Source organism: Hymenobacter nivis, assembly GCF_003149515.1.
In the GTDB taxonomy this organism is placed as follows: Bacteria; Bacteroidota; Bacteroidia; order Cytophagales; family Hymenobacteraceae; genus Hymenobacter; species Hymenobacter nivis.
On the sequence record NZ_CP029145.1, the window covers coordinates 2,356,040 to 2,370,176 of the forward strand.

At 61.8% G+C, this 14,137-nt stretch carries 13 protein-coding genes; all 13 read left to right on the forward strand.

The genetic code is table 11. From position 1 onward, the window contains the following. The first annotated feature begins 59 nt into the window (after positions 1 to 59). The 13 genes from DDQ68_RS10470 to DDQ68_RS10530 all read left to right on the forward strand — a co-directional run bounded on the left by DDQ68_RS10470 (position 60) and on the right by DDQ68_RS10530 (position 14,047). Positions 60 to 1,007, forward strand: a complete 948-nt coding sequence (locus tag DDQ68_RS10470) for a bifunctional riboflavin kinase/FAD synthetase (protein WP_109656249.1) — start codon at positions 60 to 62, stop codon at positions 1,005 to 1,007. Positions 1,008 to 1,213: 206 nt separating this feature from the next. Next, positions 1,214 to 2,527 carry a carboxypeptidase-like regulatory domain-containing protein gene (locus tag DDQ68_RS10475; protein WP_109656250.1) on the forward strand — a complete coding sequence of 438 codons (1,314 nt, stop codon included), beginning with the start codon at positions 1,214 to 1,216 and terminating at the stop codon, positions 2,525 to 2,527. After that, entirely contained in the window at positions 2,524 to 3,225 is a 702-nt protein-coding gene (locus DDQ68_RS10480) for a CoA transferase subunit A (protein ID WP_109656251.1), read from the forward strand. The genes DDQ68_RS10475 and DDQ68_RS10480 overlap by 4 nt, the downstream gene beginning before the upstream one ends. 101 nt (positions 3,226 to 3,326) lie before the next feature. After that, on the forward strand, positions 3,327 to 4,622 hold the full coding sequence (locus tag DDQ68_RS10485; RefSeq protein WP_109656252.1) for a serine hydrolase domain-containing protein: 1,296 nt from the start codon (positions 3,327 to 3,329) through the stop codon (positions 4,620 to 4,622). A 205-nt stretch (positions 4,623 to 4,827) separates the two neighbouring features. Next, complete coding sequence (locus DDQ68_RS10490; protein WP_109656253.1) at positions 4,828 to 5,493, forward strand: CoA transferase subunit B; 666 nt, start codon at positions 4,828 to 4,830, stop codon at positions 5,491 to 5,493. 335 nt (positions 5,494 to 5,828) lie between these two features. Then, the gene (locus tag DDQ68_RS10495) at positions 5,829 to 6,050 is read left to right on the forward strand and encodes a hypothetical protein (RefSeq protein WP_109656254.1); all 222 of its coding nucleotides are present in this window, start codon (positions 5,829 to 5,831) and stop codon (positions 6,048 to 6,050) included. A 6-nt stretch (positions 6,051 to 6,056) separates the two neighbouring features. Further along, positions 6,057 to 6,554 carry a hypothetical protein gene (locus DDQ68_RS10500; protein ID WP_109656255.1) on the forward strand — a complete coding sequence of 166 codons (498 nt, stop codon included), beginning with the start codon at positions 6,057 to 6,059 and terminating at the stop codon, positions 6,552 to 6,554. 90 nt (positions 6,555 to 6,644) lie between these two features. Beyond that, positions 6,645 to 7,967 carry an inositol-3-phosphate synthase gene (locus DDQ68_RS10505; protein WP_109656256.1) on the forward strand — a complete coding sequence of 441 codons (1,323 nt, stop codon included), beginning with the start codon at positions 6,645 to 6,647 and terminating at the stop codon, positions 7,965 to 7,967. A 226-nt stretch (positions 7,968 to 8,193) separates the two neighbouring features. Further along, positions 8,194 to 8,643, forward strand: coding sequence for a phosphatidylglycerophosphatase A family protein (locus DDQ68_RS10510; RefSeq protein ID WP_109656257.1), 450 nt, complete (start codon positions 8,194 to 8,196; stop codon positions 8,641 to 8,643). Positions 8,644 to 8,648: 5 nt separating this feature from the next. Continuing rightward, positions 8,649 to 9,032 carry a GtrA family protein gene (locus DDQ68_RS10515; RefSeq protein ID WP_109656258.1) on the forward strand — a complete coding sequence of 128 codons (384 nt, stop codon included), beginning with the start codon at positions 8,649 to 8,651 and terminating at the stop codon, positions 9,030 to 9,032. Further along, a complete protein-coding gene (locus DDQ68_RS10520; protein WP_109656259.1) occupies positions 9,029 to 11,593 on the forward strand; it encodes a DUF5686 and carboxypeptidase-like regulatory domain-containing protein in 2,565 nt (854 codons plus the stop codon). The genes DDQ68_RS10515 and DDQ68_RS10520 overlap by 4 nt, the downstream gene beginning before the upstream one ends. A 12-nt stretch (positions 11,594 to 11,605) precedes the next feature. Then, on the forward strand, positions 11,606 to 12,898 hold the full coding sequence (locus DDQ68_RS10525) for a DUF4833 domain-containing protein (protein WP_109656260.1): 1,293 nt from the start codon (positions 11,606 to 11,608) through the stop codon (positions 12,896 to 12,898). Positions 12,899 to 13,105: 207 nt separating this feature from the next. Continuing rightward, on the forward strand, positions 13,106 to 14,047 hold the full coding sequence (locus DDQ68_RS10530) for a phosphatase PAP2 family protein (protein ID WP_109656261.1): 942 nt from the start codon (positions 13,106 to 13,108) through the stop codon (positions 14,045 to 14,047). The last annotated feature ends 90 nt before the right edge of the window (positions 14,048 to 14,137 follow it).

Consider the following 14,137-nt stretch of genomic DNA (forward strand, 5'->3'; position numbering starts at 1 on the left):
CGGCGCATTGCCGATTGCGGGCGAATTTTGCAGCTTCGTTACCACGCCGCCCGGTTCCTATGCTCGTTATCCGCGACCCCGCCGACTTTCCCCGCTTGCAAAATGCCGTCGTCACAAGCGGCACCTTCGACGGGGTGCACCGCGGGCACCAGCGCATTCTGGCGCGGCTGCGCGAGGCGGCCGATGCGGCCGGTGGGCCGGCGGTGGTCATCACCTACTGGCCCCACCCGCGCCTGGTGCTGGGGCCCCCACCCTCGCACCCCGAGCTACTGGAGTTGCAGCTGCTCAACACCTTAGACGAGCGCATTGCCCGGCTGGCGGCGTTCGGCGTCGACTACCTGCTGATTGTGCCCTTCACCCGCGAATTTGCGCAGTGGACGTCAGAAGAGTACATCCAGCGCCTGCTGCTGGACACCGTGGGGGCCCGGCACCTGGTGATTGGCTACGACCACCGCTTCGGCAAAAACCGCGAGGGCGGCTTCGACTACCTCAGCCAGCACGCGGCCCGCTACGGCTTCGACGTGGAGGAAATTCCGCGGGCCGACATCGACGCGGTGGGCGTGAGCAGCACCCGCATCCGGGCGGCGCTGCGCGGGCACGACGTGGCCACCGCCACCCGCTACCTGGGCTACGAATACCCCGTAACCGGCCGCGTGGTAACGGGCCAGCAGCTGGGCCGCACCATCGGCTACCCTACTGCTAACCTGCACGTTGCGGAACCTTTGAAGCTGGTACCGGCCCAGGGCATTTATGCGGTGTGGGCCACCACGGCGGCCGGCACCCGGCACCGGGGCATGCTCAGCATCGGGGTGCGGCCCACCGTCGGGGCGGGGCTGGCCCAAACCATTGAGGTGAATTTGCTTGATTTCAGCGGCGACCTGTACGGGCAATTACTGACGCTGGAATTCGTTGCCTGGCTGCGCGGCGAGGAGAAATACAACGGCCTCGACGCCCTCAAGGCCCAGCTCGCGCTGGACGCCGAGGCTACCCGGGCGGCCCTGGCATAGTCGTTGTTGCGTTGCTTTACCTAAACCGTAAACCGTAAACCGTCATGCTCATCTGGCGGCCGCGCAGCCGAAGCATCTCTATCGCGTCGTTAACCGATTGATTTAGTACGCGGTAGAGGTGCTTCAGCTGCGCGGATGCCAGATGAGCATGGCGACTTTATTAGTATAAAGTGCCTTTTCCGACCTACCTATTACCTATTCTTTTAATGATGAATATTTTGCGGTTATTTTTAGTGAGCTGCTTTTGCCTGGGGACCCTGGGTGCGGCCCGGGCCCAGGGTAAACTCAGCGGCGTGGTGCAGGACTCGGTGACGCACGAGCCGCTGGCGTTTTCGAGCGTATTTCTGGCCAACACCACGCTGGGAGTCACCACCAACGAGCTGGGCCGGTTTGAGTTTGCCAAGGTGCCGACGGGCACGTACAGCGTGGTAGGCTCGTACGTGGGCTACCGCCTGGCCAAGCAGGTAGTCACCATCACCAGCACCCCGCAGCAGATTACGCTGGTGCTGGCTGCCACCGGCAACCAGCTGGCCGAAGTGGTGGTCGAATCGACCCCTAACGACCCCAAGGACTACCAGAAATTTATGGACCAATTCCTGGGCCGCACCGCATTTTCGGATCAGTCGCACATCGTGAACCCCAAGGACGTCATCGTGAACTACGACGACTCGACCAAGGACCTGACGGCCCGCTCGCGCAAGTTTGTGCAGATTGACAACGACGCCCTGGGCTACCACGTGAAGTATTACGGCCTGCGCTTCAGCAGCAACGACGAGGACGGCTCACTGAGCTTTTATGGCGAGCCGGTGTTTGAGGAAATGACCCCGCGCGACGAGCGCCAGCAGCGCCAGTGGGCCGCCAACCGCGCCACGGCTTACAACGGCTCGTTCAACCACTTCCTGAAAAGCGTGTACGATAACCGCGTGGCGGCCGAAGGCTTCCTCACCCAGCACGTACGCGTGGTGGTGAACAACCGCTTCGAACTGACCGACAGCCTGCGCCGCACCCTGCTCACCCAGCGCCCCAACGGCCAGTTCAGCAAGGCCGAGAAGGACTCGCTGACCAAGTGGAACCGGGCCGCGCCAGTAACGGCCACGGTGTATCCCGAGGCGCTGCCCATCGACAGCATCCGCCGGGTATCGGCCGATGGCCAGCACGTGTATTTGCGCTTCACAGGCGAGCTGCAAGTGGCCCACTTCGGAGAGGCCCCCGACCCCAAGTACGGCCGGCCCATGTCGCCGCTGGGGGCCACGGCCAAGCCCTACCCCACCCTGCGGCAGGTGTCGCGGCTGCGGCTGCAAGGCCACGAGGCGGAAATCCAGTCCAACGGCTCGCTGATAAACCCGTTCGACGTGTCGGCTGGCGAGTACTGGGGATTTGAGAAAATAGGTGAATTTTTGCCACTTAATTACGTGCCGCCCATTGCGGCGGCGCCCGCGCCGGCGGCGGCGCCCGTCCGTTCCACCACTCCCACTCGTTCCGCCACCCCTACGCGTTCTGCCGCATCCACCCGCCCATGATTAATAAAGTAGTTGAGGGCCCCCAGGCCGCCCTTCAGGGCCTGGCCGACGGCATGACCCTGATGCTGGGCGGCTTCGGCCTGTGCGGCATCCCCGAAAATTCCATCCAGGAAATTTTACGCCTGGGCGTGAAGGACTTAACCTGCATCAGCAACAACGCTGGGGTGGACGACTTCGGCATTGGGCGGCTGCTGCAAACGCGGCAGGTGCGCAAGATGATTGCCAGCTACGTGGGCGAGAACGCCGAATTTGAGCGCCAGCTGCTGAGCGGCGAGCTGGAAGTGGACCTGGTGCCGCAGGGCACGCTGGCCGAGCGCATCCGCGCCGGCGGGGCGGGCATCCCGGCCTTCTACACGCCGGCCGGCTACGGCACGGAGGTAGGCGAAGGCAAGGAAAGCCGGGAGTTCGGCAGCAAAATGTACCTGCTCGAAACTGGCCTGACGGCCGATTTTGCCTTCGTGAAAGCCTGGAAGGGCGACACCGCCGGCAACCTCATCTACAAAGGCACGGCCCGCAACTTCAACCCGATGATGGCCACGGCCGGCAAAATCACGGTGGCCGAAGTGGAAGAGCTGGTGCCCGCCGGGGCCCTCGACCCCAATCAAATCCACACGCCGGGCATCTTTGTGCAGCGCATTTTTGAGGGCCAGCACTACGAGAAGCGCATCGAGCAGCGCACCGTGCGGGCGGTGGGGTAAGGCGGATTGTCAAGCAATAGGAACGTCATGCTGAACGCAGCGCAGCGGAGTCGAAGCATGACGTTCTTTCAAATTCGTTATTAAAGCATCGTCTTTTTCGCATGAAAAAACTGCTTCTCCCGCTGCTGCTGGCCCTGGGCAGCCTGGGGGCCCTGGCCCAGCCCGGCCGCACGCCCGTGCTGCAAGTTGCCTCGCCCGCCGCCGTGGGTATGAGCGCCGCCGGCTTGCAGCGCATCGACCAGCTGCTGCGCGAATACACGGCCGCGGGGCGCGAGCCAGGGGCCATCGGCTTCATCGCCCGCGACGGCAAAATCATTTACCGCCAGGCGTTTGGCCTGAACGACGTGGCCGCGCGCACGCCGCTCTCGTCCGAAGCCATCGTGCGCATCGCCTCGCAAACCAAGGCCATCACCAGCGTAGGGGCTATGCTGCTGTTTGACCAAGGCCGGTTCAAGCTCGACGACCCGCTCTCGAAGTACCTGCCGGCCTTTGCCCACCCTCGGGTGCTGGCTACGTTCAATGAAAAGGACTCGACCTACACCACCGTGCCAGCGCGCAGCGAAATCACTATTCGCCAGCTGTTCACGCACACCTCGGGCATCGGCTACCCGGTCATCGGCAGCAAGGAGGCGCGGGCTATTTATGCCAGGGCGCACATTCCCAGTGGGGTGGGTACGCCGGGCGGCACCCTGGCGGCGGCCATCGACGCGCTGGGGCCCCTGCCGCTGCTGCACGAGCCAGGCGAAAAGTTCACCTACGGCCTGAGCGTGGACGTGCTGGGCCGGCTCATCGAAGTGCTTTCGGGCCAGCCCCTGGACCAGTACCTGCGTGCCCGCATTTTTGAGCCGCTGGGCATGCGGGATACCTACTTCTACCTGCCCGCCGTGCTCCAGCCGCGCCTGGTGGGCCTCTACACCGAAGACGCGGCGAAAAATACGGTGCCGCTGGTGGCGCTGGGGGCCCTGCGGGCCGATTATCCCAAGGCCACGGGCACGTACTTTTCGGGCGGCGGGGGCCTGTCGAGCACTATCGACGACTACGCCATATTCCTGCAAATGCTGCTGAACGGCGGCGAGTACCGCGGCCGCCGCTTCCTCAAGCCCGAGACCGTGGCCCTGATGACCCAGAACCAGATGGGGGCCGTGCGCCAGGGCGACAACAAGTTTGGCCTGGGCTTCAGCATCGTCACGGCCGCGGGCGCGGCCCAGAGCGGCCTCACCGAGGGCTCGTACGAGTGGGGCGGCATTTTTGGTACCACGTACTGGGTCGACCCCAAAGAGAAAATCGTGGCCCTGCTCTACACCCAAAAGTGGCCCAACACCACGGCCGCTGACCTCCCCGCCAAGTTCAAACGCCTGGTATACGAGGCCATCCTGAAGCGCCACGCCCCGCAGTAGGGCCCCCAGGGCTTTAGAGTTGCTACCGAATAAAAAATTGTACAAAACAGAACATCACGCAGCAAGGAATCTTTCCCGCAGCAGCAAGCCCTAATTAGTTGAGCAGTAGAGATATTTCTGCTCTGCTTGATGCGCGGAATGCGCGGCATGACGTTCTGCTTTTACTAATTCAAGAACAAGTCTTTCAATTAAAATCTCTCTCCCCATGCTTGACAAACACGGCATTGCCCGGCGCATTGCGCAGGAAGTAAAAGATGGTTCCTACGTCAACCTCGGCATCGGCATTCCAACGCTGGTGGCCAACTACATTCCGGCCGGCATCCACGTCGATCTACAGTCTGAGAACGGGCTACTCGGCATGGGGCCCTTCCCCACCGAGGCCGAAGTGGACCCCGACCTCATCAACGCCGGCAAGCAGACCGTGACCACGCTGCCCGGCTCCAGCCTGTTTTCGTCGGCCGACTCGTTCGGCATGATCCGGGGCGAGCACGTGGACCTGACCATTCTCGGGGCCATGGAGGTGAGCGAAAGCGGCGACATCGCCAATTGGAAGATACCCGGCAAGATGGTGAAGGGCATGGGCGGCGCCATGGACCTGGTGGCCTCGGCCAAAAACATCATCGTGGCCATGCAGCACGTTGCCCGCGACGGCTCCAGCAAGCTGCTGCCAGCCTGCACGTTGCCCCTTACCGGCCTGCGCTGCGTGAAGAAAATCGTGACCGAGCTGGCCGTGCTCGACGTGACGCCCGACGGCTTCGTGCTGCGCGAGCGGGCCCCGGGCGTGAGCGTGGCCCAGATTCGGGCCGCCACTTCCGGCAAGCTGGTGGTGCCCGGCCCCGACGAGGACGTACCGGAAATGGTGCTGTCCTAAAAAGTGGGGTGCAGGGCCCCGGCACGGTTGTTTCTCGCGTTGCGGCGCAACACGCAACGGGCCGTGCCCAAACCTTGCGCTCGTTTATCTTATATATTATAAATAATATATAAGATTTAAAGGCCTGCCTTTTTTCTTAGGTTACCAGACAGCTGGCCAGAATTTGAGGAGTAGTTGGGGGCAGAAAGCGCATTCCGAGTGGTCAAGTTTTCTTTATCAAAAATTAATTATGGCTAGTATTTTACCTTTGTTCAATTAATTGCTAAGTACTTTTTGTCAAAAAATCTATAGCCGCCGCAATACTTGTTGGGTTTTCGGGCGGGGCTTGTGCGCAGGTGCCCGCCCGGCCCGGCAGCATTACGGTGGCCATCGAGCCTATTTACAACGACGTGACGGCCGTTCACCGCTGGCTGCTGGGCGAGAACTGCCGGCGGCAGTGGGCGGCCCCGGTGAAGATGCGGGTGTTTCATTTGGCCACCAAAAAAAGCGGACTGAAAATTCTGGAGCGCGGCGGCCTGCAAACCAAGTCGCTACGGATGCAGGACACCACCGGGTAGCAGTGGGTGCTGCGCACCCTCCAGAAGTGCCCGGCGCGGGGCCTGCCGCCCGCGCTGCGGCCCACCATTGCCAAGGATATTTTACAGGACCAGGTGTCGGCCTCGCACCCCTACGCGGCCGTGGCGGTGCCGCCGCTGGCCGCCGCCCTAGGCATTCCGCACGCCTACCCGGGGGTGGTACACGTGCCCGACGACCCGGCCCTGGGGCCCTACCGCGCCGATTTTGCCAACCAAGTGTTCCTGTTTGAGGCGCGCGAGCAGCTCGATGCCGACAAAACGGACAACATGGTGAAGACCTGGGGCCGCCCGCGAAAAGACAAAGACAACCGCATCGACCAGGCCACGGTGCTCCGGGCCGGGCCGTTTTTTTCGGCTAGCATAAAACACATCACTTCCTTGTCCGTCACCGACCTTTGCCGGCCCTTTGCGCGAGCAGCCGGGGCGCTACCCCAAAGGGCCATAACTTTCTGCTCGCTCCTTGTTATACCTTTCCCGTGCAAATGAAGGGGGTATGAATTTACCCAAATCTAGCTGCACTTAGCTGGGCCCCGCCGCCGCTTTTTACCTCCGATTCCCACCGCATACCCTTTTCCAATGAATAACCCAAAAGGGCCACTTGCCCCTGCTGAAGGCAAATTAGGCATCCTGCTGCCCGGCATGGGCGCCGTGGCCACTACCCTTATTGCCGGCGTGCTGGCCATGCGCAAAGGCACCGCGCAGCCCATCGGCTCGCTCACGCAGATGGGCAAGCTTAGCACGTCGACCGGCAACCCCAAAATCAAGGATTTTGCGCCCCTCACTGCCCTCGATGACCTCGAGTTTGGCGGCTGGGACGTGTACGAGGACAACGTGTACGAAGCAGCCCTGAACGCCGGCGTGCTGGATTACAAAACCCTGAAGGGCGTGCGGGCCGAGATGGAGGCCATCAAGCCGATGAAGGCGGCCTTCGACCGCCACTACGTGAAGAACCTCGACGGCACGCACATCAAAACCTACACCACCAAGGAGGACCTGGCTCAGCAGGTGATTGACGACATCCGCAACTTCAAGGCTGAGCGCGGGTGCAGCCGCCTGGTGATGGTGTGGTGCGGCTCGACGGAGATTTACCACGAGCCCACCGAAACGCACCGCACCCTGGCCGCCTTCGAAGAAGGCCTGCGCAACAACGCGCCCAACATCGCCCCGAGCATGATTTACGCCTACGCCGCCCTCAAGGAAGGCGTGCCGTTCGTGAACGGGGCCCCCAACCTGACCGTGGACGTGCCCGCCCTGCTGGAGCTGGCTGCCACCACCAGCACGCCCGTGGCCGGCAAAGACTTCAAAACGGGGCAAACCCTGATGAAAACCATCGTGGCCCCCGGCCTCAGCGCCCGCTCGCTGGGCGTGAAGGGCTGGTTCTCTACTAATATTCTGGGCAACCGCGACGGCCTGGTGCTCGACGACCCGGATAACTTCCGCACCAAGGAAGTATCGAAGCTGAGCGTGCTCGACAGCGTGTTTCACCCCGAGGAAAACCCTGAGCTGTACGGCGATATGTACCACAAGGTGCGCATTAACTACTACCCGCCCGCCGGCGATAACAAGGAAAGCTGGGACAACATCGACATCTTCGGCTGGATGGGCTACCCGATGCAGATCAAAATCAACTTCCTCTGCCGCGACTCCATTTTGGCCGCGCCGCTGGTGCTCGACCTGGCCCTGTTCATGGACCTGGCCAAACGCGCCGGCTGGTCGGGCATTCAGGAGTGGCTCTCCTTCTACCTGAAGTCGCCGCAGACGGAGCCCAACATCCGGCCCGAGCACGACATCTTCAAGCAGCTCGTGACGTTGCACAATACGCTACGCCTGCTCATGGGCGAGGAGCCCGTGGCCGCCGCCAGCGAGGAGGCTTACCAGGACGGCCCCCAGGCTTCATAGGGCAGGAGGGTAAGGAGGTAGAAGGGCAGGAAGGTGAGGGGGTAGGAAGGGGTAATAGAACATCATGCTGAACGAAGTGAAGCCTCTCTACCGCTTCGTTAAACGATTGGTTTAGTGTGCGGTAGAGATGCTTCGACTGCGCTCAGCATGACGGCCTGATGCCTTCTGTAACCAGCTAACAACCAGCAACACACAACTGGCAACCCGTTTACTTTCAAATAATTACTTGTTTAAATTAATTGCCTCCGTCCTGGGCATCGGGTATGTGAAGGGCGGGGGCACGGTAGCCGCCGCCGCCACCTGCCTCGTGCTGTACCTGGCCCGTGCCGGGGGCCCCACGGTGCGGCCCTGGCCGGCGGGCCTGCTCACGGCGGGCCTGCTGGCCGGGGGCACGCTGGCCGCCCAGCGCGTCGAAGCCCAGTGGGGTAAAGACAGCTACCGCGTCGTTATCGACGAGGTGGCGGGCATGTGGGTAGGGATGTTGCTGGTGCCCATCACGGGGCCCCGGCTGCTACTGGGGCTGGTGCTATTTCGGTTTTTTGATATTGTTAAGCCGTTGTTTATTAGAAAGATGGAGGCGCTACCGGGTGGCGTGGGCGTGATGATGGACGATGTACTGGCGGGCCTCTACACTAGCCTGCTGCTGCAAACCGCCGTGCACCTCGGCTATGTATAGAGGCCGTGCGCTACCCGACAATCCTCAAGGCGCAAGCGGCTTCGGTAGCCAGCACAGCCATCGATTTTATGGTCACCATCGGCTGCGTGGAGGGGCTGCACGCCTGGTACCTGCTAGCCACCGTGCTGGGCAACGCGGCCGGCGGCACCACCAACTTCTACCTCGGCCGGCACTATGTTTTTAGGGCCCCGAAGCAGGGCGCGCCGGCGCAGGGCGTGCGGTACTTTATTGTGTGGCTGGGCAGTATGGCATTGAACGCCGCTGGGGTTTGTCTGTTTACCCAGCTATTGCACCTCAATTATGTGTACAGCAAAGCGGCGGTTTCCCTACTCGTGGGCGTGGGCTTCAACTATTTTTTGCAGCTGCATTTCGTTTTTAAGAAGCCATGAACCGTCCGTTTAACCAGCTCTGCGGTCTTGCCGTGCCTTGTTGGCTGCTGCTGCTGCTGCCGGGGGCCCCTGGGGCCCGGGCCCAAACCATTCTGCGGGGCGTGGTGACGGACGCCAAAACCAAGGAAAAGCTCCCCTTCGTGAATGTAACGGTGCCGCAGGCGGGCATCGGCACCAACACCGACCAGAACGGGCGCTTCACGCTCCAAGTACCGGCCCCGTACACGTCCTTAGCCTTCACGTACTTGGGCTACCGCACGGTCGTCAAGACCTTCGTGGCGGGCCAGGCGCAGGAAATCAACGTACAGCTGGCCACTAACGCGGCGTTGCTCAACGAAGTAGTAGTGACGGGCTCGAAGGGCCCCCGCTACAAAAACAAGGACAACCCGGCCGTGGCCCTCATCCGCCAGGTCATCGAGCACAAGGAGCAGAACCGCCCCGAAAGCTACCGCTACGTCGAGTATGAGAAGTACGAGAAGATGACCTTCTCCTTCAGCAACTTATCCGACAAGTTCAAGGACCGGAAGATTTTCCGCAACTACCAGTTCCTGTTCAAAAAGCAGGACTCGCTGGCGGCGGGCGGGGTGAACATCCTGCCCATTTACATCGAGGAAAAGCTCGCCCGGGAGTATTACCGCAAGGACCCCGAAACGCGCAAGTCCATCGCGCTGGGCAACAAGCAGGTGGAGTTTGACAAGCATTTCATTGACAATGAGGGCCTGAGCACTTATTTCAATCGGATGTACCAGGACATCGACATCTACGCCAACAACGTGGCGCTGCTCGGCAACCAGCTCCTGAGCCCCATTGCCAACAATGCGCCCACATTCTACCAGTTCTACATTTCCGACACGCTGCGGCAGCACGTGCCGCAGCTGGTGGAATTGAGCTTTTTCCCGCGCAACAAGGGCGACATGCTCTTTGCGGGCAAGCTCTACGTGACGCTCGACGGCAACTACGCCGTGCAGCAGGCCAACCTGTCGGTGGACAAGCGCATCAACCTGAACTTCGTCAAGCGCCTAGACGCCAACCTCCAGTTTGCCGAAAACCCCGACAAGCGCTACCACTTGAGCAAGAGCTTTTTGGGCATCGATTTCGGCCTGTCGGAAAAAGGCTCCGGCTTCTACGGCGAGCGCACGGTGTCGTTCGATAAGTACCGCGTGAACCAGCCGGGGCCCCCGGGCGTGTACGAGGGCCCCGCGCGCGTGCCCGTGGACAGCCTGGCCCAGCGCGACCCTAATTTCTGGCAGCTGAACCGGCCCGACAGCCTCACGCAGAACGAGCGCGCCATTTACCGCAACGTCGATACGCTCCAGACCATCAAGTCGTTCCAGCGCACCCTCACGCTGTTCACATTTCTGATATCGGGCTACAAGTCGTTCGGGCCGTTCGAGGTGGGGCCCTCCAACACGTTCTACAGCTTCAACCCCGTGGAGGGCTTCCGGCTGCGCGTGGGCGGCCGTAGCACCCCCGAATTCAGCAAGCGCATCTACTTCGAAACCTACTCGGCCTACGGCTTTAAGGACGAGAAGTGGAAGTACTTTTTGAGCTCCACCTACGCCCTCAACGGTAAGTCCATCTACACGTTCCCGCAGAACTTCGTCCGGGCCAGCTTCCAGCGCGACACCCGCATTCCGGGGCAGGAGCTGGAATTTGTGCAGGAAGACAACTTCCTGCTCTCCTTCAAGCGCGGCATCAACGACCGGTACCTCTACAACGACGTGTACCGGCTCGATTACGTCCACGAGTTCAGCAACCACTTTTCCTACGCTCTGGGGTTTAGGAAGTTGCAGCAGTCGCCGGCCGGCAGTCTCTACTTCCGCAACGTGGTGGGCGACCAGCCCAACTCCGTTACTACCTTGTCCACCACGGAGTTGTCGGTGCTGCTGCGCTGGGCCCCCAAGGAGAAGTTTTACCAGGGCAAGCTCTACCGCTCGCCCATTATTGGGCCCTACCCCATCTTCACGGTGCGGCTGGGCACGGGCATCAAGGGCTTTTTGGGGGGCGAGTACAACTACCGAAACCTAATCGCCAACGCCACCAAGCGCTTCTACCTCTCGCAGTTGGGCCACTCCGACGTGACGCTGGAGGGAGGCTACGTGGCGGGGCAGGTGCCGTTTCCGCTGCTCGATGTGCACCGGGCCAACCAGACGTACTCGTACCAATTGAATTCGTATAATTTGATGAATTTTCTGGAGTTTTCGAGTGACCACTACGCCAGCTTATTCATCGACCACAACTTCAACGGGTTCTTTTTCAATAAATTGCCCCTGATTAAGGCCCTCAAGCTGCGCGAAACCGCTTCGCTGAAGCTGCTCTACGGCGGCATCCGCGCGGAGAATGATCCGTCGCAGCACCCCGCGCTCTACCAGTTTTTACGCGATGCGCAGGGACAGCCCACCACGTTCACCCTCGGCCGGCTGCCGTACGCGGAGGCCAGCGTGGGGGTAGCCAACATTTTTAAGCTGTTCCGGCTCGACATCGTGAAGCGCCTGACGTACCTCACCAACCCGAACGTATCGGAGTGGGGCCTGCGGGGCCGCTTCAAGCTCGACTTTTAATCCCTTGACTGCATGACTTTTGACGCCTTACGCACCGCCCTGCAAACCGGGATTTACACCGTCATCAACCCGTTTGTTCGCCTGCTCATCAAAATCGGCTTCACGCCCAACGGCGTGACCCTGACGGGATTGATTCTGAACGTGGGCGTGGCCGCGGTATTCATCATCGGCGCCGAGGAGGGCAACCGGGGCGATTTGCGCTACGTGGGCTGGGGCGGGGCCCTGATTCTGTTCGCCGGCCTTTTCGACATGCTCGACGGGCAGGTGGCACGGCTGGGCAACATGAAAAGCGAGTACGGCGCCATGTTCGACTCGGTGCTGGACCGCTATAGCGAGCTGTTCACCTTCCTCGGCATCTGCTACTACCTGGTGGCGCATCACTATTTGCTGGGGTCGCTCTTCACGTTCATCGCCCTCATCGGCTCGATGATGGTGAGCTACACGCGGGCCCGGGCCGAGGGCCTGGGCGTGGAGTGCAAGGGCGGCCTGATGCAGCGGCCCGAACGGGTCGTGCTCATGGGCGTCAGCGCATTGGCCTGCGGCCTCGCCTCGGCGGTGCTGGGCGGCGACTACAAGCTGTTCGTGCCCGGCGTACCGTTCCACGTCTTCGAAACCATGTCCATCCTCACCTTCCCGCTCACCGTGCTGGCCGTGCTGTCCAACATCACCGCCGTGTCGCGGCTGCTGCAAGCCAAACGGGCCTTCGAGCTGCGGGCTGCCCCGGCGGGGCCCCTGCCCGCGCCCGCTAAAAAGGTGGCCGCGCCGGCCGCGGCTGCGGTGCTGGCCGTGGCGCTGTGCCTGGCCAACCCGTCGCTGGCGGGGCCCCAGGAGCCGCGCATGGCGTTCCCGACGCCCAGCGGCGTGGCCAACCAGCTGTTTTACTTGCAGCGCGAGCCCAACACCAACACCGTCATCTACCAGCTCAACGTGGACGGCGCGGGCCAGCTCGATGAGGAAGAGCCCATCAACGTGTTCTGGATTCGCTACCCCGAGGGCGGGCAGCGCAAAGCCCTGAACTTCATCCAGCGCAAATTTGCCTACGGCCTCAGCGCCAAGCGCGTGGGGCCTAACAAGTTCGAGCTGAAATTTGCCGCCTACGACAAGGTACCTTTCTACCTGATGAAATCCGGCGCGGACAACGCCTACCACGTGTTTACGCGCGTGGCCAACCAGCAAATTGCCCTCACGCGCGTGTACCTGCACATCGAGGGCGGCACGTTTTGGGTGCCCAACGTTAAATACATCGAATTCAAGGGCTGGAACGCGGCCACCCGCGAGCCCACCGTGGCCCGGGTGGACGTGTAGTGCGGCTGTAGAGTGGTTTCGGAATCAGTGAATGCAGGGGCGGGGCTTGCCCCCGCCCGGACGTACGCGCCAAACCAGCGGTTCTGTGCAACGACGGGCGGGGGCAAGCCCCGCCCCTACAGCGTTCAAATTATACGCCACCCCCAAAACTGCCCCAGGTTAATAAAACTGCTTTAGCCCCCTACCCAGGGCCCTATTTTTTCCCATATGCTCCAACTATCACCAGGGCCGACGCGCCGCCTAGGAGCCCTGCTCGTGCCGGCGCTGTCGCTTGTCTACCTGCTGCTTTCCTACGTGCTGATTGGCTTCCGGCCCGAGCAGCTGGTACTGGTGGGGCTGTGCAACGCCTGCTACTTCCTCTCAGCTACGACGCGCCGGTTCATCACCGGGTTTTCCATTTTTGTGGTGTTCTGGGTGCTCTACGACTACCTGCGGGCCTTCCCCAACTATACCTTCCGGGCCGTGGACGTGGCGCCCCTCTACCACGCTGAAAAGGCGCTGTTCGGCATCGGCTACCGCGGCCAGCTCCTCACGCCCAACGAGTTCTGGCTGCGCCACCATACCGCGTTTCTGGACGTGCTGTGCGGCTTTTTTTACCTGTGCTGGGTGCCCATTCCGCTGGGTTTTGCCGGCTACCTGTTCTTCCGCAACCGCCGGCTGTTCTTTGAGTTTTCCCTTACCTTTCTGCTGGTCAACCTCCTGGGCTTTGTGGTGTACTACCTGCACCCGGCCGCGCCACCGTGGTATGTGCAGCAGCACGGCCTGGCATTCCAGCCGCTGGCGATGGGCAGCACGGCGGGCCTGGCCCGATTCGACAGCTTTTTTGGGGTGAGCATCTTCAAGTCCATCTACACCAAAAATGCCAACGTTTTCGCGGCCATGCCCTCGCTACACTCCGCCTACCCGGTCATCGTACTGTTTTATGCGGTGAAGAACCGCTCGGGCTTCTTCAACCTGCTGTTCTTCAGCATCATGCTGGGCATCTGGTTTGCGGCGGTGTACACCAGCCACCACTACGTGCTGGACGTGCTGGCTGGCATTGCCACGGCCCTGGTGGGCATTGGCCTGCTGCGGCTGCTGCTGGCCAAAAGCGCAGCGTTCAACGGCTTTTTGGCCGCTTGCATGCGGGCCACGGCGCCGGCCGCGTAGGGCCCCCGGGGCCCCACCGGCCGGCGCGGGGCGTGGGAATTGAGCCCGGCCGCCGCACCTTGCGGCGCCGGTTCGCGTTAAAGCAGCTGG